Origin of the sequence: Candidatus Desulfosporosinus nitrosoreducens, assembly GCF_030954495.1 — a bacterium.
GTDB lineage: Bacteria > Bacillota > Desulfitobacteriia > Desulfitobacteriales > Desulfitobacteriaceae > Desulfosporosinus > Desulfosporosinus nitrosoreducens.
Map to the genome: position 1 here is coordinate 22517 of NZ_JAVHUW010000084.1, position 24858 is coordinate 47374.

General features: G+C 42.0%; 26 protein-coding genes. 15 read left to right on the forward strand and 11 right to left on the reverse strand.

All coding sequences use genetic code 11. From position 1 onward, the window contains the following. Window positions 1-215: 215 nt before the first annotated feature. From REC12_RS25830 to REC12_RS25855, 6 genes are all read right to left on the reverse strand, one after another. A complete protein-coding gene (locus tag REC12_RS25830; RefSeq protein WP_308899216.1) occupies window positions 216-956 on the reverse strand; it encodes an ABC transporter permease in 741 nt (246 codons plus the stop codon). After that, window positions 949-1680, reverse strand: coding sequence for an ABC transporter ATP-binding protein (locus tag REC12_RS25835; RefSeq protein ID WP_308899217.1), 732 nt, complete (start codon window positions 1678-1680; stop codon window positions 949-951). The genes REC12_RS25830 and REC12_RS25835 overlap by 8 nt, the downstream gene beginning before the upstream one ends. Before the next feature lie 108 nt (window positions 1681-1788). After that, a complete protein-coding gene (locus REC12_RS25840; RefSeq protein ID WP_308899219.1) occupies window positions 1789-2259 on the reverse strand; it encodes a hypothetical protein in 471 nt (156 codons plus the stop codon). Window positions 2260-2327: 68 nt separating this feature from the next. Next, window positions 2328-2672 carry a hypothetical protein gene (locus tag REC12_RS25845; RefSeq protein ID WP_308899221.1) on the reverse strand — a complete coding sequence of 115 codons (345 nt, stop codon included), beginning with the start codon at window positions 2670-2672 and terminating at the stop codon, window positions 2328-2330. Window positions 2673-2829: 157 nt separating this feature from the next. Beyond that, the gene (locus REC12_RS25850) at window positions 2830-3438 is read right to left on the reverse strand and encodes a DedA family protein (RefSeq protein WP_308899223.1); all 609 of its coding nucleotides are present in this window, start codon (window positions 3436-3438) and stop codon (window positions 2830-2832) included. Between the two features lie 452 nt (window positions 3439-3890). Beyond that, entirely contained in the window at window positions 3891-5102 is a 1212-nt protein-coding gene (locus REC12_RS25855) for an MFS transporter (RefSeq protein ID WP_308899224.1), read from the reverse strand. Window positions 5103-5517: 415 nt separating this feature from the next. Here REC12_RS25855 and REC12_RS25860 point away from each other — a divergent pair, with 415 nt between their 5' ends. From REC12_RS25860 to REC12_RS25870, 3 genes are all read left to right on the forward strand, one after another. Then, window positions 5518-6729: a S1C family serine protease gene (locus REC12_RS25860; RefSeq protein ID WP_308899226.1), complete on the forward strand. Its 1212-nt coding sequence runs from the start codon at window positions 5518-5520 to the stop codon at window positions 6727-6729. A 267-nt stretch (window positions 6730-6996) separates the two neighbouring features. Beyond that, window positions 6997-8118, forward strand: coding sequence for a GGDEF domain-containing protein (locus tag REC12_RS25865; protein WP_308899228.1), 1122 nt, complete (start codon window positions 6997-6999; stop codon window positions 8116-8118). A gap of 512 nt (window positions 8119-8630) precedes the next feature. After that, a complete protein-coding gene (locus tag REC12_RS25870; RefSeq protein ID WP_308899230.1) occupies window positions 8631-9233 on the forward strand; it encodes a demethoxyubiquinone hydroxylase family protein in 603 nt (200 codons plus the stop codon). A 109-nt stretch (window positions 9234-9342) separates the two neighbouring features. On the opposite strand, the gene REC12_RS25875 is transcribed toward REC12_RS25870, so the two are convergent. Beyond that, the gene (locus REC12_RS25875; RefSeq protein WP_308899232.1) at window positions 9343-10191 is read right to left on the reverse strand and encodes an aldose 1-epimerase family protein; all 849 of its coding nucleotides are present in this window, start codon (window positions 10189-10191) and stop codon (window positions 9343-9345) included. A 315-nt stretch (window positions 10192-10506) separates the two neighbouring features. On the opposite strand from REC12_RS25875, the gene REC12_RS25880 reads away from it, so the two are divergent. From REC12_RS25880 to REC12_RS25890, 3 genes are all read left to right on the forward strand, one after another. Then, window positions 10507-10761 carry a spore coat protein D gene (locus REC12_RS25880; RefSeq protein ID WP_308899233.1) on the forward strand — a complete coding sequence of 85 codons (255 nt, stop codon included), beginning with the start codon at window positions 10507-10509 and terminating at the stop codon, window positions 10759-10761. A gap of 374 nt (window positions 10762-11135) precedes the next feature. After that, entirely contained in the window at window positions 11136-11780 is a 645-nt protein-coding gene (locus REC12_RS25885) for a DUF3786 domain-containing protein (protein WP_308899235.1), read from the forward strand. Between the two features lie 78 nt (window positions 11781-11858). Continuing rightward, window positions 11859-12536: a YczE/YyaS/YitT family protein gene (locus REC12_RS25890; RefSeq protein ID WP_308899237.1), complete on the forward strand. Its 678-nt coding sequence runs from the start codon at window positions 11859-11861 to the stop codon at window positions 12534-12536. A gap of 1 nt (window position 12537) precedes the next feature. On the opposite strand, the gene REC12_RS25895 is transcribed toward REC12_RS25890, so the two are convergent. Further along, complete coding sequence (locus tag REC12_RS25895) at window positions 12538-13092, reverse strand: HPP family protein (protein WP_308899239.1); 555 nt, start codon at window positions 13090-13092, stop codon at window positions 12538-12540. A 257-nt stretch (window positions 13093-13349) separates the two neighbouring features. Between REC12_RS25895 and REC12_RS25900 the strand changes: the two genes are divergently transcribed. The 5 genes from REC12_RS25900 to REC12_RS25920 all read left to right on the forward strand — a co-directional run bounded on the left by REC12_RS25900 (window position 13350) and on the right by REC12_RS25920 (window position 18953). Then, entirely contained in the window at window positions 13350-14102 is a 753-nt protein-coding gene (locus REC12_RS25900; protein WP_308899241.1) for an MEDS domain-containing protein, read from the forward strand. Window positions 14103-14514: 412 nt separating this feature from the next. Continuing rightward, window positions 14515-15426 (forward strand): tetrahydromethanopterin S-methyltransferase subunit H family protein, encoded by a 912-nt coding sequence (locus tag REC12_RS25905; RefSeq protein WP_308899242.1) that lies wholly within the window; start codon window positions 14515-14517, stop codon window positions 15424-15426. Beyond that, window positions 15390-16577 carry a uroporphyrinogen decarboxylase family protein gene (locus REC12_RS25910; protein ID WP_308899245.1) on the forward strand — a complete coding sequence of 396 codons (1188 nt, stop codon included), beginning with the start codon at window positions 15390-15392 and terminating at the stop codon, window positions 16575-16577. Before REC12_RS25905 ends, REC12_RS25910 begins: the two co-directional genes overlap by 37 nt. A gap of 143 nt (window positions 16578-16720) precedes the next feature. After that, entirely contained in the window at window positions 16721-18565 is a 1845-nt protein-coding gene (locus tag REC12_RS25915) for an MtaA/CmuA family methyltransferase (RefSeq protein WP_308899246.1), read from the forward strand. A gap of 88 nt (window positions 18566-18653) precedes the next feature. Next, window positions 18654-18953: an FmdB family zinc ribbon protein gene (locus REC12_RS25920; protein WP_308899247.1), complete on the forward strand. Its 300-nt coding sequence runs from the start codon at window positions 18654-18656 to the stop codon at window positions 18951-18953. A 348-nt stretch (window positions 18954-19301) separates the two neighbouring features. Here the strand turns inward: REC12_RS25920 and REC12_RS25925 are convergent, their stop codons facing one another. Beyond that, the gene (locus REC12_RS25925) at window positions 19302-20825 is read right to left on the reverse strand and encodes a PAS domain-containing protein (protein ID WP_308899249.1); all 1524 of its coding nucleotides are present in this window, start codon (window positions 20823-20825) and stop codon (window positions 19302-19304) included. Window positions 20826-21154: 329 nt separating this feature from the next. Between REC12_RS25925 and REC12_RS25930 the strand changes: the two genes are divergently transcribed. From REC12_RS25930 to REC12_RS25940, 3 genes are all read left to right on the forward strand, one after another. Next, window positions 21155-21625, forward strand: coding sequence for a GNAT family N-acetyltransferase (locus tag REC12_RS25930; protein WP_308899251.1), 471 nt, complete (start codon window positions 21155-21157; stop codon window positions 21623-21625). 139 nt (window positions 21626-21764) lie between these two features. Then, window positions 21765-22064 (forward strand): hypothetical protein, encoded by a 300-nt coding sequence (locus REC12_RS25935; RefSeq protein WP_308899252.1) that lies wholly within the window; start codon window positions 21765-21767, stop codon window positions 22062-22064. A 42-nt stretch (window positions 22065-22106) separates the two neighbouring features. Further along, window positions 22107-22454: a DsrE family protein gene (locus tag REC12_RS25940; protein ID WP_308899254.1), complete on the forward strand. Its 348-nt coding sequence runs from the start codon at window positions 22107-22109 to the stop codon at window positions 22452-22454. Window positions 22455-22567: 113 nt separating this feature from the next. Here the strand turns inward: REC12_RS25940 and REC12_RS25945 are convergent, their stop codons facing one another. Next, window positions 22568-23263, reverse strand: coding sequence for an LrgB family protein (locus tag REC12_RS25945; RefSeq protein ID WP_308899255.1), 696 nt, complete (start codon window positions 23261-23263; stop codon window positions 22568-22570). After that, complete coding sequence (locus REC12_RS25950) at window positions 23260-23667, reverse strand: CidA/LrgA family holin-like protein (protein WP_308899257.1); 408 nt, start codon at window positions 23665-23667, stop codon at window positions 23260-23262. The genes REC12_RS25945 and REC12_RS25950 overlap by 4 nt, the downstream gene beginning before the upstream one ends. A 166-nt stretch (window positions 23668-23833) precedes the next feature. Here REC12_RS25950 and REC12_RS25955 point away from each other — a divergent pair, with 166 nt between their 5' ends. After that, window positions 23834-24721, forward strand: coding sequence for a LysR family transcriptional regulator (locus REC12_RS25955; protein WP_308899260.1), 888 nt, complete (start codon window positions 23834-23836; stop codon window positions 24719-24721). Window positions 24722-24858: the final 137 nt, after the last annotated feature.

The window sequence follows — 24858 nt, forward strand, 5'->3', positions numbered from 1 at the left end:
TAAAGAATTATTAAGATATAGAAATTAAAAATGTCATAAAGGGTTCGTAATTTTTTAGATGAAGATAGAAATTAAACTTGTGAGGCACATCGAGCTTGGAAAAAAGATAACGCCGCTTAGGACTGACCTAAGCGGCGTTATCTTTTAAGCAGTTTTCTATTTCTTTGTCCGTGATAACCTTTAAACCTGGATTTTTAAAATACTAACTCAAGGAGTTATACTTCTTTTCTATCAAATAAGTAATATCCGGCTGTAAAGAAAATAATACCATAAGATAAAATGAGTAAAAGTAAGTTTAGTTCTCTTATAAGGTTTGAACTCGAAAGCCATAACGAGGACCAATTTAGATAGGTAGTAAAAATATTGTTATTTAATAATGTGTTAAATAATGACAACCCCTTTATGCCAATAAATATGAAGATACAGCTGATTAAAGCCGTACTGCCGCTCCGGAAAAATTGGGTAATAAAAGCGGCGAAAATAATTAAAATGAATGCCGGAATAATGTCGGCTAAGTAGCCGAATACAACACTTGAAATGTTTGTTATATTTATATTCAAAATAAAGGCAGACAGCATAGAAACAAGGAAAATAAGGAAAAAATTTAAAATGACATAAATACTGATTGCTATTATTTTGGAAATGTAAATTTTGAATCGACTTATAGGCATAGTCAGAACGAGCTTTAAAGTCTTATCTGCTATTTCGTTTGAAAATAAATCTGAGGCTGCCATAAAAACAAATAGGGGCAGAAAAGTATTAGTAAATATGGCTAAAAGCATCAGAGGATAACTTATGGAATTGATTGCCATAAAAATAAGCTTGGCTTGAATATTTGATATAAAAAGGGCTGTTAAAAAGCTTAAAATAGCCATGATGATTAGAAATACAGAGGTCTTCTTCTTTAAGAATAATTTTCGAACTTCGTTTATGACATTGGCGCTTAGGCTATTCATTAGAACTTTCCCCCTTCACCTGGTTCATATAGAAGTCCTCTAAAGAATTAAATTTTTCTTTAATGCTCCCTATTGGTATGCCGCTGTTGACAAGCTGTCCCTCGTGAATGATAGCAACTTTATTACACATTAGTTCAACTTCGTGAACTAAATGACTCGAAATAAAGAACGTCATTTTCCTTTTCGCCGCAAGTTCTTTAATCAGATTGCGCATTTGGACAGTACCTTCAATATCTAAGCCATTAGCGGGTTCATCTAAAATTACCAACTCTGGATTCGGAAGCAACGCCTTAGCAAGAGCCAGTCTCTGTTTCATTCCCAGGGAAAATTTATTAGCTTTCTCTTTCTTAAACTTCGTTAAGTTGACCAATTCTAATATGTTATCAATATCGTTTTCATTAATATTTTTATGAAATCGAGATACAAACTTTAGGTTTTCGTAGGCACTCATATACTCATAAACATCAGCTGTTTCGATGATACAACCGACATTTCGAATCGCGCTTTCAAACTGGGAGTTTAAATTGTAGCCTAATATTTTTACGGTTCCCTTTTGGATTGCGTTTAAGCCTGTAATTCCTTTCATTACCGTGGTTTTGCCTGCCCCATTAGGACCTAAGAAGCCGAAAATATCTCCCTTACAAACGTCAAAGGTAATATCCTTTACTCCTCGCCCGTTTTTATAAATCTTAGTAAGCCCGGCTACTTCTAAAACATTTTCCATTTGTTTCACCCATTTTTGTTTATTTAGCAGAAAATGAGCAAATAGAATTGCTCATTTTCTGTCATTCCGTTGGTATCTAAAGTTAAGCTAATCTAGTTATCCTGAGTATCAGTTTCCCTCTGTATGGGAGGCCAGCGTTTTTACCTGTTTTCCTGTTAAGTCAATTTTATCCGGAGTTGTGCTATTTATATTGGACAGATTTAAATCGAGATTAAATGTCAGTTGATGCTGAGTTCCCTGAGCATCTTTCCCCGAAACTACGATAGTTGCAGTCTGGCTTGTAAGGATGTCATCTTTATTGATAGTGCCTGTTGAAGTAACACTTATAACTTTGATATCGCTCTGAAGCTGGGGAATAACGTCTTTTAAGTCTTTAATATTGTTCTTATCAGTGTTGTCGTTATGGTAAGAACCCCTGTGATTCTCTGCCGTAAAAGCTAGGGATGTTAAGGCGTTGACGAGTGGTGTTACGTCATTTTCACCGATATTGATAGTGACGGTTTTTGTTCCGTCCGTGCTGTCGGTTGTATTCACGTTACTTTGCATGCTTCCTGCCAAGGTATCAACGACAACTTCCATACTCTTTTCAACAACGGGATTTTGGGTTTCTTTTATAGCATTAGAATTTTTATGACTGTCATCTCTCACTAAGTATTGGTCACTGTTGCTGCTTTTAGTGATTTTTTTCCGTCCTGTTCATAGCTATTGTAGGTCTGCGTATTATCACCTGATTTTATTGTCGTTACATTACTCATAGCATTGGAACTTTCATTAAGTTTTTCATTTAAACTAACGTTAACCAAGCTGCTGCCATTATCAGAAATGGCAGCTTTTAAATCAATCGTTTCATTCTGCAGATTTTTGGTATCTTTTACAGCGTTTTTGTATGTTTCATATCCGGATAATTGAGAAGCATTAGCAAAAACAGCTCCAAAGAGAAGAGATCCCCCAATAGCCAGACTCGTAGCCATTGCAATAGTTTTTTTATTCATTTTTTTACCTCAGTTCTCCTGAATTTTAAATCTAAGTCATTTTTCAAACAATGATTGACATTTTAAGTAAAGCCAAAGAAGTAAATCTTAATGCTTTCTCCAAGAAAGCTGAAACGAGATCTGTTTTAATTTACCATAGTATACTAACTCTTGGACATCAGTGATTTTTTCTTTTTCTGTTTAGCCAGTAACCCAATAACATCAAAATTAGAATACCTACGCATAAATCTAGCCGATGGAATAATGGTTTAAGAGTATTCCAATTCTCCCCTAGCTTCTGGCCAACAATAATCAGCATCAGGCACCAGGGCAGAGCTCCGGCGACAGTGTAAACAGCCATTTTGAGAGCATTCATGCGTGCGATTCCAGCTGGAAGAGAGATAAACGTTCGCACTACAGGTAATAGTCTGCCAATAAACACGGTTAATTCGCCGCGGCGTTCGAACAATTTTTCGGCGTTAGATAATTCTCGCTCGTGTATAAAAATATAGCGTCCAAACCTCTTTATGAACGGGCGACCTCCCCATAGTCCGATATAATAGGCAACAAGTGCCCCGAATAGGTTACCCAAAGTGGCTGCTATGGTTGCCTGCCAGAGAGTAAAACGACCTAGAAAGACCATGTAACCGGTGAAAGGAAGAATGAGCTCACTGGGTAAAGGAATACAAGCGCTTTCAATGGCCATAGCCAGAAAAACTCCCAGATAACCGAAAAGAGAAATAACACTGATGACAAATTGAGCAAGGTGGGATAGAATTGTTTCCACTTCGATTCTCCTAAGTTAAATTTCCTTCGATTTATTTTGAATGTTCTATTGTCACCTCCATAATGAAAGGATTTTGTCCAAAGCTTGTGATACGTTGATACAAATGCCGAATAACAAGTTTTGGGGCTTCTCCACATCTGTGCGGTAAATTTGGTTTGTTCATAAGTAATGATAAATTATCAACCTTTAGTTTTTCTTAGAATTAGCCTTTGGATTTAAATTTTTATCACATTGTATATCAATTAAGTGTTTGTGAATCAGGAGAGCATTAGGCGGGAAAATTCGCCATAAATTATGAGAGGCCTGTACGGTGATTTTGGATTGCGGCAAGGATCATAAATTCTATGGATTATTAGACTGCTGCTCAAGAGGAAGTATTCCGGCTGTACAGTACAGTCAGGTTTTACTTCCTGACAAATTGGTCTTTTAGAAGTTAAATCTAATAAATTTGCTTAACAAAGAATAGCTACTGAGAGCAGGGCCATTAGGATAGAAAAACTACAGAAAGTTATGATACCAATCCAGGATGCTTGAACCCAAATAATTGCATTGATCGAAGTACCTACTCCGGCGCCAAGATAGTAAAAGAAAGTGTATAAAGATGTTGCTGTTCCTCGATTTTTCACAGTCCAATCCCCAATTAAAGAAGTGGCGGTTGATTGCACTGAAAATAGGCCTAAAATTGTTAATGTGATGCCCATAAGAATAAAAATTAAGGACGATGATATTGTTAGCCATAGCCCCATAAGCATCAGGGTAAGAGCCAGACCGAGAACGAAACGACGTCCAATAGAATCGGATAAACGACCGGCTCGCGGGGCTATCAAAGCCCCCAGTAAATAAAGTGCATAGATAAGACTTATCTGAGAGTTATTTAAGTTATAAGGGGCTTGGCTCAGTCTAAAGGGCAGATAAGTCAACACACTTATAAAACTGGCATGCATTGCAGCTCCTACTAAATAAGTTCCAGCCAGATGGCGATTATGAAGGTGCTCCCCAAAAGATACAAGAATTCTTTTAAGGTCTTCCTTTGAACTTACATTGTCGGCAGCTGAAGATATGTTACCTGTTTGACTTATTTCATTGGGCAGTACTCTGTCAATGAGAATCCAAGCTATTAATGTGGCTAAGGCGGCACTTAAAAAACCAGCTTTCCAGTCTAAGAACTGGCTTAACGTACCTATTTCAATTCTCCCCAGAGGTCCGGCTATTGCTGATGCTGCAGCAAAAATTCCCATTCCTGCACCACGTTCCGTTGGGAGAAAAATATCGTTGACATACGAAATAACTGTCGTCATGTAGCCAGGCAATAAAAGCCCTTGTAGTGCGCGTAAAAAGAGCAGAATGTAGAAATTTGGTGCTATTGTTAATAATAAAGTAGGAACAATTAAAACTACAGTACTCCAACGCATAACTGTCCACCGTCCATAGCGATCTGAGACGCATCCGTATAAGAGAGAAAACAAAGCAATTAAAATTAAGGGTAATGATATAATTAAGCTAACCATTTGAGGAGGTTGATGATAAACCCGGGTCAAAGAGGGAAGGATTGGCTGTGGGCTATAGATATTAGCAAAGACAAATAGGGTTGAAAAAAAGAGAGCTGATTTTTGTTTGCCAGTTAATCCAATTCGATCGGTTCTGTTTAAATTTATTAATTCCAAGAAAAACTCCTCCAAGAACATATTTGTTTTGAAGTTAATATGTCCAAGGTATATTAAAGGAAGATTAAAATCTTGGTTAAAGTATTTATTTTTTAAAATCCATGAATTTATAGTTGGTAATGTTTCCTAATCCCTCTCTTCAGTTAACTTGGTTTCACGGAGCGCCAAAGGGAGAACCGCTGGCATTTCTTAGCCTGATCCACTTGGCAGAGGTGCCAATTTGTGTGTTTTTTCTGTTTCCTGAGCTTAACCAATTCTTAAAAAAAATTTCAAACTTTTTTCATTGTTTTTTTGAAGCATTTGGTTAAAATTATTTTCGATAAGGGGTAACAACTTATTTTTGTGGCACTGACCACCCGCCAGGCAGCAAAGTGCCGGACTTAACTGCAAATTATTTAGAAGGAGGTCACAATGAATGAGTTATTACAATAAGGACAATCCATATCAGTCGAGTTATCCCCAAACCCCGCCCACCCCAAAACATACGCGTTATTTGCTCACCCTTGTTTTATGCTTAACCAGTGCGTTGGTGGGTGGCTTAGTGTCAGTCGGTGTTGCCCCTTCAATCTACGCCAACAAAACATCCAGCCAGACCAGTTCTCCCGTTATTTTGAACCAGGCCTCTACAAAACCTATCAAATTGGATTACAACTCCACTGATTTTCCAGTCGTGGACATAGCCAAAAACGTCGGCCCGGCCGTCGTCAATATTTCCAATTTTCAAAGTAACGCCGGAGCCGGAACATTTGGCTGGGGATTTGAAGCCGGAAATAGCAGCGGCAATAGTTTGGTGGAGTCGGGAAGCGGTTCCGGTTTCATCATTGATGCTCAGAACGGCTATATCGTAACTAATAATCACGTCATTGACGGAGCGAAAAAGCTTGTCGTAAATTTGCCGGACGGAAGAAATGTGGATGCCAAAGTAGTGGGTGCGGACCCGCGTACAGATTTGGCCGTTATTAAAATTAGCGATACCAGTAATTTAACGGCGGTAACGATTGGAGATTCCTCCAAGCTCCAGGTTGGTGAACCGGTTGTGGCCATAGGCAATCCGGGGGGAGAAGCATTTGCCGGTTCCGTCACCACGGGAGTGGTGTCGGCGACGAATCGCATCTTGGATATTGAAGGGGAATCCAGCTTTAATTTAATTCAGACCGATGCGGCAATAAACCCGGGGAATAGTGGAGGGCCGTTAGTCAATTATCTAGGTCAGGTCATTGGAATTAATTCGGCCAAATACGCGCAAACAGGATTTGAGGGCATGGGCTTTGCTATTCCGATTACAGACGCTATGCCGACGATTCAACAGTTAATTCAAAAAGGCTATGCCAGTCATGCGGGGTTGAATGTTCAAGTCGCCAATCAATATACCCCGGAGTATGCCTCCCAAAAAGGATGGCCGGCGGGAGCCTACATTTTGCAGGTTATCAGCGGCGGAGCCGCGGATCAGGCCGGTTTGCAGCAAGGAGATATTATCACGAAGGTAAATGACGTTACAATTTCCGATTCTACAAGCTTGACTCACGAACTCTTCAAATATAAACCGGGGGACAAGGTCAATATAACCTATTACCGCAATGGGTCAACTAAAAATGTTACGGTAGCTCTTGTCGAAATAAAGGATTAACTTAAGTCAGGAGGCTTATAAGCCTCCTTTTTTGTACTTTCAGACACACATGCCGCGAGACGGCAACACTGAGGAATAAAAAATAAGCAGGTCAATATTTTGCAATAGACTGAAGACAGGAGCTGCTTTATATAGTAGAATTACCAGTGTCTAGCTAAATTTTCTGCTGGCTGGTTGGAAAAAATCGAGGCAAATTTACATGGGGCCTCGATTTTTGGTCGTTTTGATACAGGTCATAAGAGTGAGTGGGAAAAGGAGAAGGGATAAATGCCACTGGTATATTATATTCAAACCTCCGCTATTGGACTTGGAATCACATTGATTCTATATTTCCACATAGGCAGACATGATTTGTATGCGACCTTATCGCAAAAGATTTTTCGCCGGCTGATTTTCGTCAATATTATTCTGCTTATGCTGGAGATGTTGCTGAATATTTTCACCGGCATGAATTTGCTTGCAGCCAGAATTTTACTGCCGGCTATTGTCTGTATATTTTATATAGCAAATCCGCTACCGGAAGCTTTATGGATTCTCTATCTTGATTCTATTATATCTAAGAATGAGCAGAAAACGAGCTCCTGGCTTGGTCTGGTTGTGGCATTGCCCTTGGTTTTCAACAGCATAATGTCGATAGCCAGTCTGAAGGGAGGCTTTCTTTTTTATATTGATGCTCAGAATGTATATCACCGGGGTGCCCACTATTGGCTGTTGCCGGCAATCTGTTATAGCTATCTGGTATATTATATCGTTATCGTATTGCTAAAGCGGAAGTCTGTGTTGAAACAGGAACGGATGGCTTTGCTCTATGCCGCCGCACCCCCTCTTGTTTTCGGAATGTTGCAATGCTTATTTTTTGGCATAAGTTTACTTTGGGTTTCCCTCTCATTTTCTCTGCTTATAGTCTACATGAACCTGCAAAGCTCCCAGGTGTATATAGATCATTTGACCGGCCTGGCCAATCGCCGCAAGTTTGACTTATTGCTCTTGAATTTTTCCATGAGACGGAAAAATATGGGTGGTATTATGATTGATATTGATAGTTTTAAACAGATTAACGATACATACGGTCACAAAACAGGAGATATCGTGCTTGAAAACATGGGGATTATTTTGAAGAGAAGCTTGCGAAAGGAAGATTTTGTCGCTCGCATTGGCGGTGACGAATTTGCCGTTTTGCTTGAGGCGGATCAGCTTGAGCAGCTAGAAAGTGCCGTTAACAGAATACAGGATGGCATTAAAGAATTTAATTCAAATTCTCAGCATCCCTTTGAACTGCGCGTAAGTATGGGGTATGATTTGTGGAATTTGGAATCGGAAAAAAATCAGGAGCAATTTATTAAGCACATTGACCAAAAGATGTATGCTGAAAAAAAGAGTCATGCTTAAATTAAAGCATGAGTAAAATTCCGGTTAAGGCTCCCGGCATATAATTTTTTAAGGCTCTATTCGTGGAAGACTCGAAGTTATAGTGGCGGTTAAGCATTTAGGACAGAAATAATACTGATGATTAGCAGCCGTAATTATTTTTATTCTTAAAATTTTAGAAGTACATTGGACCCAATTGCTCAAATAGTCTGGATTCTGACAATGGGGACAGTATAATAACATGTTTGTCTCACTTCCTTAAGATTAGCCTATGGGGGTATATGACAAGTGTTACAAGCTTGTGGGGAATAATTAATAGACTTGTCAGAGAGATAACGCTTGAGATCAATTAGCGGAAGGCTTTTCGAAATATTGATTGATAAAAGCCTAAAGAAAGAGGTCCCCGCAGTTTTACGCTGAGGACCTTTCCATCTTTCTATATGAAATAACTATTGAAGGGCGCCAAAACTTTAAGTAGATAAATGCGAAGCTGTACATAATAACTTAAATGTTGTTATGTAGGGGGGATTACTATGGATGTAAAAACACTCATTTCTAAACTAAACTGGTTTTACAGTTTGGAATTAAATCAAGTCGACTTATATAATGCTCAAAGCAAAGCTTTCAAAGGCAGGTATAGCGGCATAGTCCTGGAACGCTGTGCGTTTATTGAACAAAACCATGTGGATAATATTGGAGAAAAGATTAAAGAGCTTGGCGCCAAACCAACAGTTTTAGGCGATATCATTTCCCCTATACTTGGCAAGACAGCCGGTGAACTTAGCGCCATGACAGGTTTGGAAAATACCTTGGCGATAGATATCCTGATCGAACAAAAAGCTATGAAAGACTACAACGATTTGCTCAACAAGCTCTATCAGGAAAACTATGGTGATGAAGAGCTGCTTAAAATTCTCCAACATAATTTTGTCGATGAACATATACATACCGAGTGGTTTCGGACGAAAATAATTGCCTTAAAACAGTATGAATTTACAGCGAAACATTTTAGTTCAAGTACTAAAATGCAAACTCCAAACCAAGTGATCGATGGTTTCCTCAACAACCACTCGCGCACAAATCTCAAAAGGGCAAAGTTAATTAAGCCGCGGCCGTTGAAAACTGTAGACTGGTAATTGAAATATCCTTACCTCCGCAATGTCAGATTTTTGAATAGCTGAAGTTTTGTTAGAGAGAATGTCCGCGAGGCAGGCAGCGAGACTTACGGTCATATTCACAAAAAACCTAGTTAGCGATAAGAATTTGATACGCACACTTAAACTCCTGACAGGGCTGCAAGGAGAGGATGCCTTCTTTCTGGGAAATCTGCTTACTTTCTTCAGATCTGTCGGCGATTCCAAACCAAGGTTCAATGCAAATAAAGGGTGCCTCGTCTGCCTTCGTCCAAATTCCGAGGTAGGGGAAGTTTTCAAAACGAACGGTTATTGATTTGCCTGTTTTCCGGCTTTTCAGAATGACAAACTGGGATTGCAGATTTTCGAACACTAAGGCTCCTTTTTGGAAAAGCTTATGTTCTAACTTTAGAGTGTTTCCATTCTGTAAGCGGAGTTCTTCCAGGTCTTCAGCCAGACAGTGTTCGATTTTATCAAAGATCAATTCATAGTCACTGAACATTTCTTCTGATGAAAATGGACAATTGAAACCCGGGTGTGCACCAAGCGAAAAATAGATTTGTTTGTCATCTGTGTTTTTTACAATGTATTGTATATCCACACCATTACCTAAGAGCGAGTATTTAATTACGAGCTTGAACTTAAAGGGAAACCTGGCAAGGGTCGTTTTATCATAGTCAAGACAGTACATAATCTGGCTGTTTGAGACTTCAATCTCAGTAAATTCCATATCTCTAGCGAATCCATGGATGGGGAGAGAATAGGAATTATTCCTAACGTAATATTTGTCATTAGCCAATTTTCCGACGATGGGAAAACAAATCGGTGCATGCCAAGGCCAATATTTTAAATCCCCCTGCCAAATATATTCCGTTTGGTCTTGTTTTGACACTAGGTTTTGAATTTCTGCCCCCTTAGCTTCCAACACAACAGAGATAAATTCATTTTCCAGTACAGGCATCTATATCTATACTCCTTCATTTAAAGTTCTGAATTAATAAGTTGTTCTTAAGTGTCTTTAGGCCAATACTAATATAATTTTGCTAAAAGTCTTTGTCAAATGTATATCTTTTTGTCTGACTATGGATACGGCAAAGGCAGGTGGGAAAGCATTTTCGCCCTGCCTTTGCCTATTTTAGCTTAACTCGCCTTTAATTAAGTATTGCTGTTTAAAATACGTTACGACAGGTACAAACACTTGTTTTTGGATATATATGGCAACAATGAGATATGAGCATATAGTATAGTAAGTAAGTGCTAGGAGGTGATTTCTCAGATGTATGGCTGTGTAGGAACTCCGATTTGTTGTCCTCCTCAATATTGTGTGCGCGATTATTGCACGCCGCGCATAGTTCCAGTGATTCACCCGGTTGTAAACGTTAACCGTTACAATGTTGTGAATGTTCCCCAACACTATTATCAGCCGATGACAACGAATGTCGTTGTTGATCCCGGGCAAAGCTATGCCGGATATGGTGGCAATGTTGGCAATGTTGGAAATTCCGGCTATAATAATCGTCTTTTCTTCTAGATGGAACTCTTAAAGGTGTAGCGAAAACCGTAAGTTTCGCTGCGCCTCTCTTTCTTTCAATGAGGGATAGCTGTCAAGACAATTTGACAGCTATTCTTGACTTCCCCAAACACCGTCAGTTGGCATATAGAATTGCCTGAGCTAATCTGCTATACTGAAATCGCAATGGCAAGGAGGCTGAATCCCCTTATTAAAGAATTCGGCTCTTTTCTTATCGAATCATAGCACATTATAGCGGTCAGTATTCTTGGCCCAATGGGGCGGAATATTCTCGTTTATTAACAGCCTGGACGCGCTTGACAACAGGCAATTTGTTTCGGAACAGTGATAGTACCTTCATTACTTCATTAAAAGACGAAGGGATGTGAAGAAAAATGAGCTATGCTGGAAAGGACATGGAATCCAGTTATCAAGTTGTCTATGACAAACTATGGCAGGATATTAAAAAACGCGATCCGGAAGAGATAACATTGTTGCGCGCGGTTTCCTACAGCAGCGCTACCCGCCAATTCGTTGTGCTGTTTTTTAACGAGGAATATATTGTGGACTGCGGTAAAGAGGCAATCTGGCGGCAAGCGGATGGAGAGCTTCCCGATGTGATGGCTACGATCATTATCCTCAATTACCTGGTTTATGCACAGCCTTTGCGGGCGTCTGAACCGAGTTGGGTAAGCATAAAAGAAATACCGGGCGGCATGATATTTTATTCCGCGTTTCACAAAACGGCCATTTCAGTGCTGATCGAGGTATTTGGCTATCAGGTCGACCGGTTAAAGACGGTTGCGGCTTTTTTGGGTGGTCAAGCGGGCCCTTTCGGCGCTGCGTCCGTGGTTTTCAGAGCATTTCCCGAAATCCCCTTGTGTGTTATAGTTTGGGAAGGGGATGAAGAAGTTCAGGCTAATGCCACAATACTTTATGATGCTTCGATAGACTTCATCCTGCCCAGCGCAATTAGTATCGACCTTGGCGTATATCTTGCCGACCGTCTCAAGAAGCTGGTTGGTACACATTATAATTAACTTGCACCGTGGGTTGAGATCAGGAAAAAGCATTGAGCGGAGTGGACTATATTATAGGTGAAGGACTGGCAATGAATAATGACAAATGTTAAAAATACATGGGTAAAATTATTACTTAAAATGCCGTCTTTATTTTTAGGCTTTTTTTTATATGCAGTAGCGATTCTCTTAGCCCTTTATTCAAAGCTGGGGATGAGTCCGTGGGACGTATTTCATATGGGGATTGTCAATCATTCCATGTTTTCTTTGGGGCAGATGTCACAGATTGTGGGATTCTGCTTAATAATTTTGTCAATATTTCTGGGAGTGGTTCCTGGAATTGGAAGCGTATTGAATATGATTTTTATTGGCTTTTTTGTGGACGTAATTAATAATACCGGAATATTTAAAACGCCTGAAACTATGTTGAGCAGAATATTCATGCTCATAGCGGCCATCATTATCATGGGGTTTGCTACCTATTTTTATTTGCGGGTTGAACTCGGCGCAGGTCCAAGAGACGGCTTAATGGAGGGACTTGTAAGAAAACTGAACAGACCGGTCTGGCTGATAAGAGGGACTATAGAGGTTACTGTACTGATAATAGGCTTCTTTTGGGGCGGGCCGGTCGGCGTCGGAACCCTTCTTTTGGCCTTGTTAATTGGTCCTTCCGTACAACTGGCGTTTAAAATAGGAAAATATGATTCTAAAGAAGCAAACCACAGCAATCTGCTGGATCTCTATAAAGGCCTTAAGGTTCCGGCAAATATTGAATAGCTTAATACCAATACCGCGGATAGTTTCGATTGGGTGAAAGGTTATTAACCAGTAAACCCATTAAAATCAACAACAGGCTGCCGGCAATAATCGGCGTTACGATGTAGATCGGTTTGGCCGCATTCAAAATGGCAAACATGGCTGTAGCTCCGCCTGGCGGGTGCGTCGTTTTGGTTAATAACATAACTAGAATAGCTGAGGATGTTCCTAAGGTTACCGTCCACCAGTGGGTGCCTAAAATCTGGTATGTAGCTACTCCGATAATTGCCGATAATGCGTGTCCCAGGATTACGTTGCGCGGCTGGGACAGAGGAGCATCAGGGGCTCCAAAGACCAGGACGGCGGTGGCGCCCAGCGGTGTGGCCAGCACCGGAGTTAAATAGACAAGCGATAATATACTGAGAATGGCAAACGCCAGGAATGAGCCTGATAAAGTAATTAGTATATCTAAAGGTGCCGGCCTCACGAGGGGAGCTGATCTTTTCTGTCCTTTGAATTTTGTAAAATAAATGAGAAGGGCTTTTTTTCTTTTGCTTCGGTTTGTTTGCCCTGGCAAGTTATCTTCCTCCTTATTGAAAAACAACTCAAAAATAAACAAGATTCCCATTCCTCTATTTATGAATAACTTACAATGTATTTCCATGCATGTCAATATATATTATTGTATTACACTGTATAATATAATTCTGATTTGTCTATAACTATAACAGAGAACATGAGTTTGTCTTAATAGATTTTGCTATGCTTTGATTTGCCTTGAAAGGCCTGAATATAGGTGTTATTATTTTATTGAATAATACAAAGGAGACAACTATGATCAATGAATTATTGACAGTTGAGGAAGTAGCGGTTTTTTTGCGGACAACTCCCAACACCATCTATCGTTGGCTAAGATCCGGTAAATTGCCGGGTGTCAAGCTCGGCAAAGAATGGCGCATACGCAAAGAAGTTCTTGACGCCAAGCTGGCGGAGACTACGCCTATGCTGAAAAGGCAAAGCTTGTTGGATGGAATTGAGCTGAAAAGCAACCATATGATGGCAATTTCCTCCAATGAAGATGATCTGCTTGATCTGGAAGCGGAGTTTTTTAAAAAAGGTTTGGCCCTGAAGCAAAGACTTTTTAAGGGGTGTTGGTGGCAAAACACGGATGATGTACGTCAGGAACTGGCAGCGAGAGGCGTGCCTATTGAAGAGTTGGAGAAGAATAATCTCCTGACTATTATTGATTTGGCCAAAAAGTATGAAACTTCGGGTGTACAAGGTCCTATACAAGTTTGGAGAGATGAGGCAACGATCACGAATCAGCTCGGTTACAGTTTTTTATGGGCTTCAGGATCGCCCGGTCTTGAGAGCTGCGGAAATTTCTCCAACCTTATTCGCTTTGAAAGTTTGTTGGACGATACTTTGGCGAAGCTTAATGTTGTGGGAATTTGCCCTTATCTTTACAATGACGCCGGTAAGAACGGCTTGAATGAATTCATAGAATTGATGAAATGCCATCGTAACGTAATGTTTTATAATCATGATTCCTTTGTGTATTTGAAAAATAATTTTGCCGACAACTAACCACAATGGCTTGCGCAGAATAGTTTGTCCTATCTAAGTAAATTTCTTATTTGTCAGGCTAAATGTTGTGGGTACAAAAAATCTATTTTGGGCTGGACTGGAATGGAATTTCCAGGCTCAGCCCTTTTTGTGTACCTGGTTATCGGATTTTTATTATACAATATAATACAATAAATAATATATTTAATGTTTATAATACATTGACATACATTAATGGCCATTGTATTATAAAGCTGACTTTATAAAAAGAATATTCAGTAAGAAATGGAGGTGAAGGAAATAAGGCACTGAACGATGCTCTCCCCAATAAACAAATAGAGCGGTTTGGTATTTGCGTATAGCATGGACGGTGAATTTAAAGATTTCTCTCAGGGTTGTAACACAACTTCAACATTTTTGCGGAGGATTTAAAATGACAACTTATCATCAAGTTAAAGTCGGCAACGCAATTATTGGCGGATCATTCGGAGCAAATACGGGGCTGGTTGTGGGAAGTATTTTCTACGATAAGCATTCGGTTGTTAAAAATCCTTTTACAGGGGAATTCGATGAGACCCGTGCCGCGGTTTTAGTGGATCAAGTAAACAAACTTAGCAAACGCTATGGCGTGCAGATGGCTTTTGACGTTATAGCCGCTTCCTCAGAGGCTATGGGCCGGTATTTGGAATTTGTCAGTGCCCGCACAAGCTTGCCGATATTGATAAACGCTTCTGAAGCCGAAGCCAGAGTTGCCGGACTGGAGGCGGCATCCAGGCTGGGAATTCTGGATCGCTGTATTTATGCATCCTTGAGTATTGATACCGAGGATAGTGAATTAGAGGCCCTCGGGAGGAACCGCCCGGCTGGGGTCATGATTTTAGCGAATGACGTAAGTGATCCGACGCCTGAAGGAAGCTGCAGCATGATCGAAACCTACTATCTCCCGATGCTGAAAGAAATAGGTGCGGCTGTGCCGATCGTTGATGTAGGTACGATGGATGCGCCTTCTATTGGTTTAAACATACGTCAAATTCAAGTGGTCAGAGAGCGTTACGGTTATCCCGCAGGGTGTGCGTTTTCTAATTGTTTTCCCCAGTGGACGAGTTTGAAACAGCTCGGCAAAGAATGGGTAAATTTGTCTTTAGGAACATCACTTGCGGTTGTCCGCGCTGCCGGAGGAGATTATTTACATTACGGTATTATCGAAAAAGCCGCCGTTGCGGCACATGTTGCGGCAACGGCCGAGATGTTTTATGGTTATGCGGCCCAGGAATTGGACAGGTATAAATTGCCGGAAGGACATGCGTTATGGCAGATGTTCAAATTGACCACAGAGCAGATTTAATATCACCCCGCTCATGTCTGGAAGCGATGCTTACCTACAATATAAGCGGCGTACCTCTGCTAGATATAGGAACAACATCCCTCACGGGATTACGGGCCAATGCCCTGCCTAATTTGTTCGATAATGAAACTTTAACGAATCCGATATTCCAAACAATAGCCTTGGATCGGGAAGATTGCTTGCGCTTGAGATCCGACTTCATTCGCACCGGAGTAGTGTATGATCCCCGAATTGTTAAGACCGGGCGCTTCAAGGATGCCTTTGGCGTAGAATGGCTGAACAGTGACGGATATTTCGCGCCGAGTAATCACCCCTTAGAATCTGCCGGCTTAAGCGACATTGAACACTATGGGAAACCGGACTGGAAATTAGCGCTGCAATATGTAAAACAGGAATTTGGGGACAGCTTGGTTATTGCCGATGCTCCGTGCCCTGGACTTCTGGATAGTTGCTTCCTCTTGCGCAACGCTTGGCAATTTATGTCTGATATTTCTGAAAAACGTACTATTGCCGGCACACTGCTGGAGTGGTTGGTTGAAACAATTAGCAGTGCCTACGAGTATATGCTCGGCTCACTTGATAGGCAGCCGGATCTTCTCATCTACAGTGATGATCTTGGTTTTCAGAATAGTATGTTTTTATCCCCTTCGGATTTTCGAACCTATCTTCTCCCTTGGCTGAGCGCTTTGGTATCACGCCTGCGCAAGCTTACTCCGGCGGCAATCTGTTTTCACAGTTGTGGAGCGATCAGTCCGATTCTCAAGGATATTGCCAACTTAGGATTTGAAATACTGAATTTGGACCCTTATGCCAAAGGAATGGATATTAAGACCTTACGAAAGGTACTCCCCAAGTCTGTGATTCTGCATGGTGTCAATGACTTGTGCGCCTTAGGCGAGGTGGTAGCCAGGCAAGATAGGGCGGGGATAGCCTATTTCAGCACAGAGTTGGCTCAGAGTTTGCCGGTTATTGCCGCACCTGTGGACAGCTTGTCCTGTGAGGAAGAGGTAATGGCAGCGATTAGAGGCGCCGCTTTTATCAAAAACCTTTCCGCTGAGGGCTTTGACAACCTGCGGCGACTGGGTCCGGTTCGCAGTGTTATTGAAGAAGCTTTGGAAAAAACTCTATCAGAGGAGTTGGTATTTATATAAACGTATCCGCCGGTCGTTAAAAACTTTGTTTCCGGGAATGATTTGCCCCACAGAAAGATAGAAAAACTATCAAATTTACGATGAGAACAAATGAAATTAAGGGCTAATTCCTATGATGAAAGAAATATTGAGGAGTGAATGACATGAGCATATCAAAGATGAGCAGCCGGGAAAGAGTCCTGGCGGCGGTCACTATGCAGGGTTTACCAGATCAGTTGCCTGTAACTCCTTTGTTAATGACCCGGGGAATTCGCGAGGGCGGAGTTAAAGTGAGTGAGGTCTTATTCGACGGTGTTGCCATGGCCAAAGCTAAAATTAAAGCACATCAAAAATTTGGCGGAGATGTTGTGATCGCCGGCACCGACCTTTTTACGCCTGTGGAGAATTTTGGGGCCGTCTTAGACTATCTCCCCTATGCGCAGCCTTCGCTGGTTACTCATCCTGCGCCAACCAAAGAAGCATTTTACCGCCTTAAAGAAAGCTATCTAGCCAAAGGCTTTAATCCGGAAAAGGGCCGCTTAAGAGCGATACAGGAAGAGATCCGTACCTTTATTAAAGAAGGCTGGAAGGATACCCATGCTCTGGCTACGCCGGTTGGTGGTCCGATTACCACTGCTCAACTGGTTACCGGAACGGACGAGTTCTTTTCCTACCTTGCCGATGATCCCGATTATGCCAAAGAGGTTATTGAATTAAGTCTTGATGTCTGTAAAAATGTTTGCCGGATGATGTTCGAGGCCGGTATGGATGTTTGCAATATACTTGATCCGTTTTGTTCATCCGATGTCATACCGCCGGAAATTTATCGGGAATTCGGCTTACCCTACCAAAAGCGCTTGTTCGATTACATTAAGGAAATCGGGGGTATTGGATTTACCCATACATGCACATTTACTCAACCTATCTGGGGTGATATCGCTTCCAATGGCAGCCTCAACTTTAACGGCGATATGTATCCGGGCGCTGATCTGACCAAGCGGGCTATTGGCGGCAAAGTGTCTTTGATGGGAACTCTTAGTCCCTACTCGACGTTGACCCACGGCACGCCTGAAGATGTTGCCAAGGAAGTTAAAAAGCTGGCAGTAGAAGTTGGATATAATGGCGGTTTTATTTGCATGCCCGGCTGTGACATTGACTGGACCGTGCCGGAAGAAAACATGCGCGCCTTGATTGATACCTGCGCCTCGATCAAATATCCTATTGACATAGAGGCCCTCGGTGATTTAAGCGATGTTTATTTAGCCGGACAGCCAAACCATGTGGGTATGCGCAAAATCTCCACCGAGTCCGATCAGCAAGTCAGAATGGGCATTAGTAAGGTTCAAACCAGGAAAACTCCGGAGGAGGAAATTCTTTTCCAAATTGCAGACAGTGTTATGGCATATGATGGTGACAAGGTAGTCGAATTGACAAAGAAAGCTTTAGCCTTGGGTATAACCCCTCAAAGAATCATATTTGACGGCCTGTCCCTGGGTATGAAAATGGTCGGCGACCTTTATGAGCGCAATGAACGTTTCATTACCGACATGCTTAAATCAGCTAAAACTATGGATAAGGCGATGCCAATTCTCATTCCTCTGCTGGAAGCATCAGGCGCGAGCGGAGGAAATCATGAGACGGTTGTCATGGGTTTGATACGCGGCAACACCCAAGATATTGGCAAAAACCTGGTCGTTCTTATGCTGAAAGCAAATGGCTACAAAGTAATAGATCTTGGCAAGAACGTTACCCCCGAACAGTTTATTGAAGCGGCGGAAGCCAATAAAGCCGTGGCTATCGGGATATCGGTCATGACCAACTCTTCGGTTAATTATGCCGAAAAGGTTATTAAAACTCTTGCTGAACAAGGCAAGGGCGGCAAATATCTTGTGATGACCGGCGGTGCCGCGATGAGTGAAAAGATTGCTAAAGAAATAGGCGCTAAGTACGGTTCTGATGCCAATGCCGCGGTTTCCCTCGTCAGAGAGCACGTTGCGGCTACAGCTTAATGACAAGAATTTTATTGGCCAAAGTGATCGGAAAAATTCTATTTCTATTGAGTGATAAGGCCTTAAAAGGGATGGGGGCGTCTGAGAAATGCCACTGTATGACTTTATATGTTCAAATTGTGGAGCAAGCCGCGAAGTTTTGCTGGATTACGAAACAAAGAAACATCTGGAGCTCCTGTGCATCCACTGTGGAGGAGTTCTGAGAGCGGCGCCGGTAAATAGTTTTACCGTAATTACTAAGGGGAAGGTTGTACCCCCAAAGAGCCAAACCATGGCCAAACCTTGCGGCCATTCTCATCATTGCCGCTGTGCCGCGATAAAGCAAAGGAGGCCCAATCCCTTCCAGAAACAGATTGACCAAGCTCTCGGGAAAAGCGAACCTTTATAAGAAAGTAGATTGTGTTTTCATTTTCTGTTTGTTTAGTAATTCTTAATCTCCAAGCTCTTGATAAGAGATAAATATCAGCGTATTTTGAGAAATAAAGAAGTCTCAGACCGTGTTTTCGCGATCTGAGACTTTTTTATCCGCTGACTAAGATTCAGATGGAGTAAAACTCCGCCTGAATCAAGTCTGCTTTATTTGGACAGAGACCGGTTTCCGTAACTTTCTCTGTGAGATTTGTGAATTAAGAGAATATCCTTAGGCATCCCGAATGATAAATAAAAGGGTAACCTTAATGCTGTTGTACGCAGTGATAAAAATATTTGGAGGGTGGGATGATGATTTTTAGAAAGCTTATATTTTCTTAACTAAGCCTAATAAGTCAGCGGCCATTGAGTTGATTTCTTCAACCTGGGCATTCAGTTCTTCCGTCGCCGCCGCTTGGACCTGGGTAATATTGTTTGTCTCTTCAATATTGGCAACAATTTTTTCGATGGCCAGATTTAAACCATTTAAACTGTTGCCTATTTTCTTAACCGCGTCGGAGCTGCTTGCGGATAAGTTGCGGATTTCATTGGCCACGACATTAAACCCCAGACCTTCCGTGCCGCTTCTGGCAGCCTCAATTGAGGCGTTTAAGCCTAATAGGTTGGTCTGAGTAGCTAAACCGGTTATAAAATCAACGATCTTGCTCGTTTCGCTCGTACCGGCCTTCATTTGTTGTGCCGCACTCATAGCATTTTCTTGGTTTTTGGCAAGTTCTTGGGCTGCTGTTGTAATGCTCAGAATGCCGGCGACCATATCGTTGAGTGAATTTGAGAAATTCTCCATTTTGCCGGCAAGCTCAATCTCAACCTGTTCTTTCATTTTCTGACTGGTAATATCCTTTAATGAACCGACAACGCGTAAAGGGACGCCATTTTCGTCACGTGACGTCGTTCCCAGGGCATGGAACCAGCGGTATTCATTGGTTTTTAATTTGAGCCTGTAGTGGATGTCATAAGGAGTTCTTCCCGTGTGATCGGTTAAGTGAGCTGCAAAAGCATTCAAGACCCAATCTTGATCCTCAGGATGCAGCCGGTTGCTCCAGCTTCCCAAAGTGTTGGGAAAGTCTTCTTCACTGACAAATCCCAATAGATGACGGAATTCATCTGTCCATGTGAATTTATTGTCAACATTTACAGGATCGCCGGCCACAACTTCCATATCCCACAAACCGATTTGTGAAGCTTTATTGGCCAATTCAAAGCGCGTTATCAATTCTCTGGTTTTCTCTTCATTCACCTTGGCGTCGTTAATGTCAAAAAGCGATCCTACAACACGCAAAGGTACCCCCTTGGCATCGCGGATTGTGGTCCCTGAAGCGTGAAACCACCGGTAGTCACCGCTTTTAGTTTTTAAGCGATAGTTAAGGTCGTAGGGGGTTTTACCGGAATAGTCCGTCAGGTGGCTGGCAAAGGCTTCCAAGACCCAATCCAGATCATCCGGGTGCAGCCGGTTGCTCCAACTGCTTAGAACATTCGGGAAATCTCGTTCGTCTGAGTATCCCAGCAAATGCCGGAATTCGTCTGTCCAAATAAATGTATTGTTGGGATTTACAGGATCGCCGGCTATAACCTCCATATCCCATAAGCCGACTCCTGTTGTCTTATAAACTAACTCAAATCGTGTTACGATAAAGTCGGAAGACTTCTGTATTAAATCTAACATCTGGTTGATGTTGTTCATGATCATGACAGTATCGGGGTGATCATTGTCCGTATTTCCACGAACGGCAAAATTTCCGTTCTGCATTTGTTCGAGCATTGCGGCGGTTTCATTAAGCAGGAAATCTCTCTGGTTTTGGGGATTATTTTTGGCTTTTGACTCGAATAGCATCAAGTTACCTTCTTTCGTGTGCCTGGTATTATGAAAATCAGAGCACTTTCAAAATCTTTTTTAATTTGAAGTAATTCTCAGGATTTCTACATAAACCGCTTGATACCTTTAATCTGAATTTTTGAAATTAGTTTCTGAAACTTTAGAGAGGGCATTGCTGAAACGGACATATGGCTGAAAAGCTTCCGGAGAGCCTGGGGGGTGTAATATTCTTTGTGTAAAAATTTGCTAGTGTTAAGAGGAATATTCCTTAAAGATGCAGAAAAGTAATAGGAAGGGATGCGGCTAGCCCTGAGAACATATAGGACTGGGGATGAAAAGATGATTGAATGGATATAAGGAGAATTGAGAGCGAAGATGTTGCAGCTGTCGCTGAATTAATTCGTCGGAACTTTGATGAAGTGATGATAAAATACCATTCTGTTCCTATTCTTGAGCAGTTTAAAAATCATAGTACGGCGGTGAATATATGGGAACAGATGACTTGGAAAGAAATTTTCGTGGCAGAAGCAAACGATGATATTGTCGCCACAGGTGCTCTGGCTGATTTCGGAGAGAATGGAGCTCCCAAGTACTCGATCTCCAACTTTTTTGTCAAGCCGGAATTACATAGGCAGGGGATCGGCAGAAGCTTATTTAATTACTTATTGGAGGTATGCAAAACCAAGAAGGTTAGGGACCTTCATGTCCCAAGCAGCAGAAATGGTCTGAAATTCTACAAAAAAATGGGGTTTGTCCCGGATAATGAACAAAAAGACCTTGCTGAAGAAATCACATGGATGACCCTGAAACTAGAGTAGTTATCAACTGGATGGCCGCCTGCGCCAGGGGCTCTCCGCAATGTCATGCCGTGCGAAGGTGGTGTCTTCGGGTGCCGGCTAAGTTTTTTTACCCTGCGAAGTGATTAGAAGATTAAGCTTATGCTTTGGAGGAATAGCTTTGCGCAATCCGGAAAAGTTTATGAAAAAGTGGCAAAAAGATAGACAAAGAGGGAAACTTAAATATGTGCTAATTTACGGCATGATGACGGGAATAGGCTCATTCGTGGGCTCTGTGGCAGGTTTTGCAAGCGGTGGCAATTATCAATATCCCTTAAATCCCTATATTCATTTGTATTTATTATCGTTTCTGGGTGGGTTAATTGGCGGAGCAATAGGCTCACTTGCAAGATGGAGTTCAAATGAGGAAAAATATAATCGCTTGCTAAGTGATAATGGGCAGGATGCCCCTTTATGTTAATCAATTTTGGCACTGGAAGAAATAGATAAGAGGAGTGGTACCATGAATCAACCCCATAAATTGGCAGTAATCTGGACAAGCGGAGATAGGGAAGTCGCTGTTCGCATGGCCTTTATGTATACTCTTAATTCCAAACTAAAGGAGTGGTGGGAGGAGGTAGCTCTGATTGTTTGGGGGCCTTCGGCAAAGCTGCTGGCGGAAGATACAGATTTACAGGAATATGTGGCAAAAATTAAACATGCAGGTGTGGAGCTATTAGCTTGCAAAGCCTGTGCCGATAGCTATGGGGTTTCCGAAGCCTTAAGTGATTTGGGAATAAACGTTAAATACACGGGCCAAGTACTTACGGATTTTCTGAAAGACGCAGACAGGCGAGTAATAACCGTTTGATTGACAGGACAAAAGCACGCGCGCAAAATTTTCAGTCTCTTTAAAATAAGAACTGCCAGGGTGCGGAACGCTCCGGCACCCTGGCGGCTCTCCTTGGGGCATGTCAAAAAATATTATAACTTCAGCAGTAAAGGAAAAACAACCGGGGCCAAAATGATAGTCGCCAATCCGGCGAAGATCATTGCGAGACTTGCGATGGTACCTTCGAGGGAACCTAGGGTCAGGGCGGCGGAGGTCCCGCAGCCATGCGCTCCCGTTCCTAACAAGATTCCTTTAGCGATTGGTGAATGAAGGTGTAAAAAGCGGATTAACAAGGGGCCGATTACAAGCCCCATCAGACCGGTTAAGATCACAAAGACTGCGGTAAGCGAAGGGACACCGCCTAGATTGTTGGAAACATCTATAGCAATTGGGGTCGTTACGGAACGGGGGGCCAGGCTGGCGATAATCTGAGGCTGAAAGTTAGCCAGCAGCCCCAGCAAGGCGGAAGACAAAAATGCGGAGAAAGTGCCTGCCAGCACACTGAGGACAATCTCCGGGAAGTGTTTTTTTAATGTTTCATAGTGTTTATACAGCGGCAGCGCAAAAGCGACAATGGCAGGCTGTAAAAGCACGGTTAGCCATTTTCCGCCTGTGATGTAACTGGAATAAGAAATATGAAATGTTAACAGACCGATTATTAAGGCCGCAGGGGCGACTAATAAAGGGGAAAACAACACGAAGCGGAAACGCCCGTACAAGGCCTTGGAACAATAATAGAAGATGATTGTGAGCAGTATGCTTATTATGCCTATGAAACTGGTCATCATGTCTTTCCCCCTTTACTTTTAATGATTAATTCGGCCGTAAGACCGCTGCTGACCATGACCGCCACTGTACCGATTAAGATGATAAGAAATAAATTAAGACCTTCCTGGTGGAAAAACTGTTTGTATTGCATTATGGCAACGACTGATGGTATAAAGAATAAAAGCAATTCCGCCAGCAGCCAGTTGCCGCCGATGTCCACCCACTTAAAGGGAAATATGCCCAGGCGCAAAAGTGTGAATAATATCCCCATGCCAATCAGACTGCCGGGAAAGTTGAAATGAAATAGTTCAGCTAAATAATTTCCCATTAAAGAAAAGAAATAAAGGATACCTATTTGGATCAAGGCGATAACTGTCTTTCTTAAATTGGAAATCTTTATGAGGCGAAGTAAGCTGTTCATCATTGATAACCTTCTTGTTTCTAGGATTCTTGCATGAGATAATTTATGAAATCAGTATACAGCTCCCAGGATCATGCGTAAAATACATATATAGAATATAAATAATTCCTCGTATCTATGATTGGTCTGAAAGATTGTCTGCAAAAAACCTAACAGGAGGTCAGCGCTGATGGATATTCGCCAATTGGTGTATTTCGCCGAGGTTGTAAAACGCAAAGGGTTTTCTAAAGCAGGGGAATCTCTGCATATCACACAGCCTACCATCAGCAAGATGATTAAAAGCCTGGAGGACGAATTAGGGCTTACCTTGCTGGAGCGTTCCACTAAAAAGGTTGAACTGACTGATATAGGTGAAGTGGTCTACAAGCACGCGCTGCACGTTGTTCAATCGTTAGAAAGTCTTGAGGCGGAGCTGGACGATGTGCGGCAAGTACAAAAAGGACATATTCGCATGGGCCTTCTGCCGATGATCGGCTATAATTTTATTTCGCGGATTATAGCTGAATTTCAGAAGCTTCACCCGCAAATTACGATTCAGATTTTGGAAAACGGTGCCCGGGAAGTTGAGCATTGTATTGCCGAAGGGGACATTGATCTGGGAATTGTCGTTTTGCCCGTCAGTGAAGCTGCGTTTGAATGCCTTCCGGTGGTGGAAGAGCATCTGAAACTAGTCGTTCATCCGACACACCGTTTAGCAAGCTGTAAAGAAATACATTTGGAAGAATTAAAAGATGAAACCTTTATTTTTTATCCCCAAGACTTTGCGCTCTACTATCACATAAAAGAGGCCTGCCTGAAAGCGGGCTTTCAGCCAAACGTGCTTTATGAGAGCTCGCAGTGGGATTTTATCAGCGAAATGGTAGCCGACAATTTAGGAATTGCCTTTTTGCCGGACAGCATTTGCCCGAATCTTGATTCCACCCGCATTAAAGTAATTCCTTTGGCGTCGCCCGGTATTCCCCGTCATTTGGCGTTTATTTGGCGGCGCAATGCTTATCTGAAGTTTGCTGCCAGGGAATTCATTAGTTTTGCCAAGTCCCGGCTCCGGGATCATTAAATTGCTGATATGAGGACGCGATATTGCCCTTTATCCTTGCCTGGGCTAAACAATTTGATGCTAAGGAACCGAAGCGAGCGTGATAAAACATCTGCCTAAAAAATGTCTTCCCCATTGAAAGGGAAGGCATTTTTTAT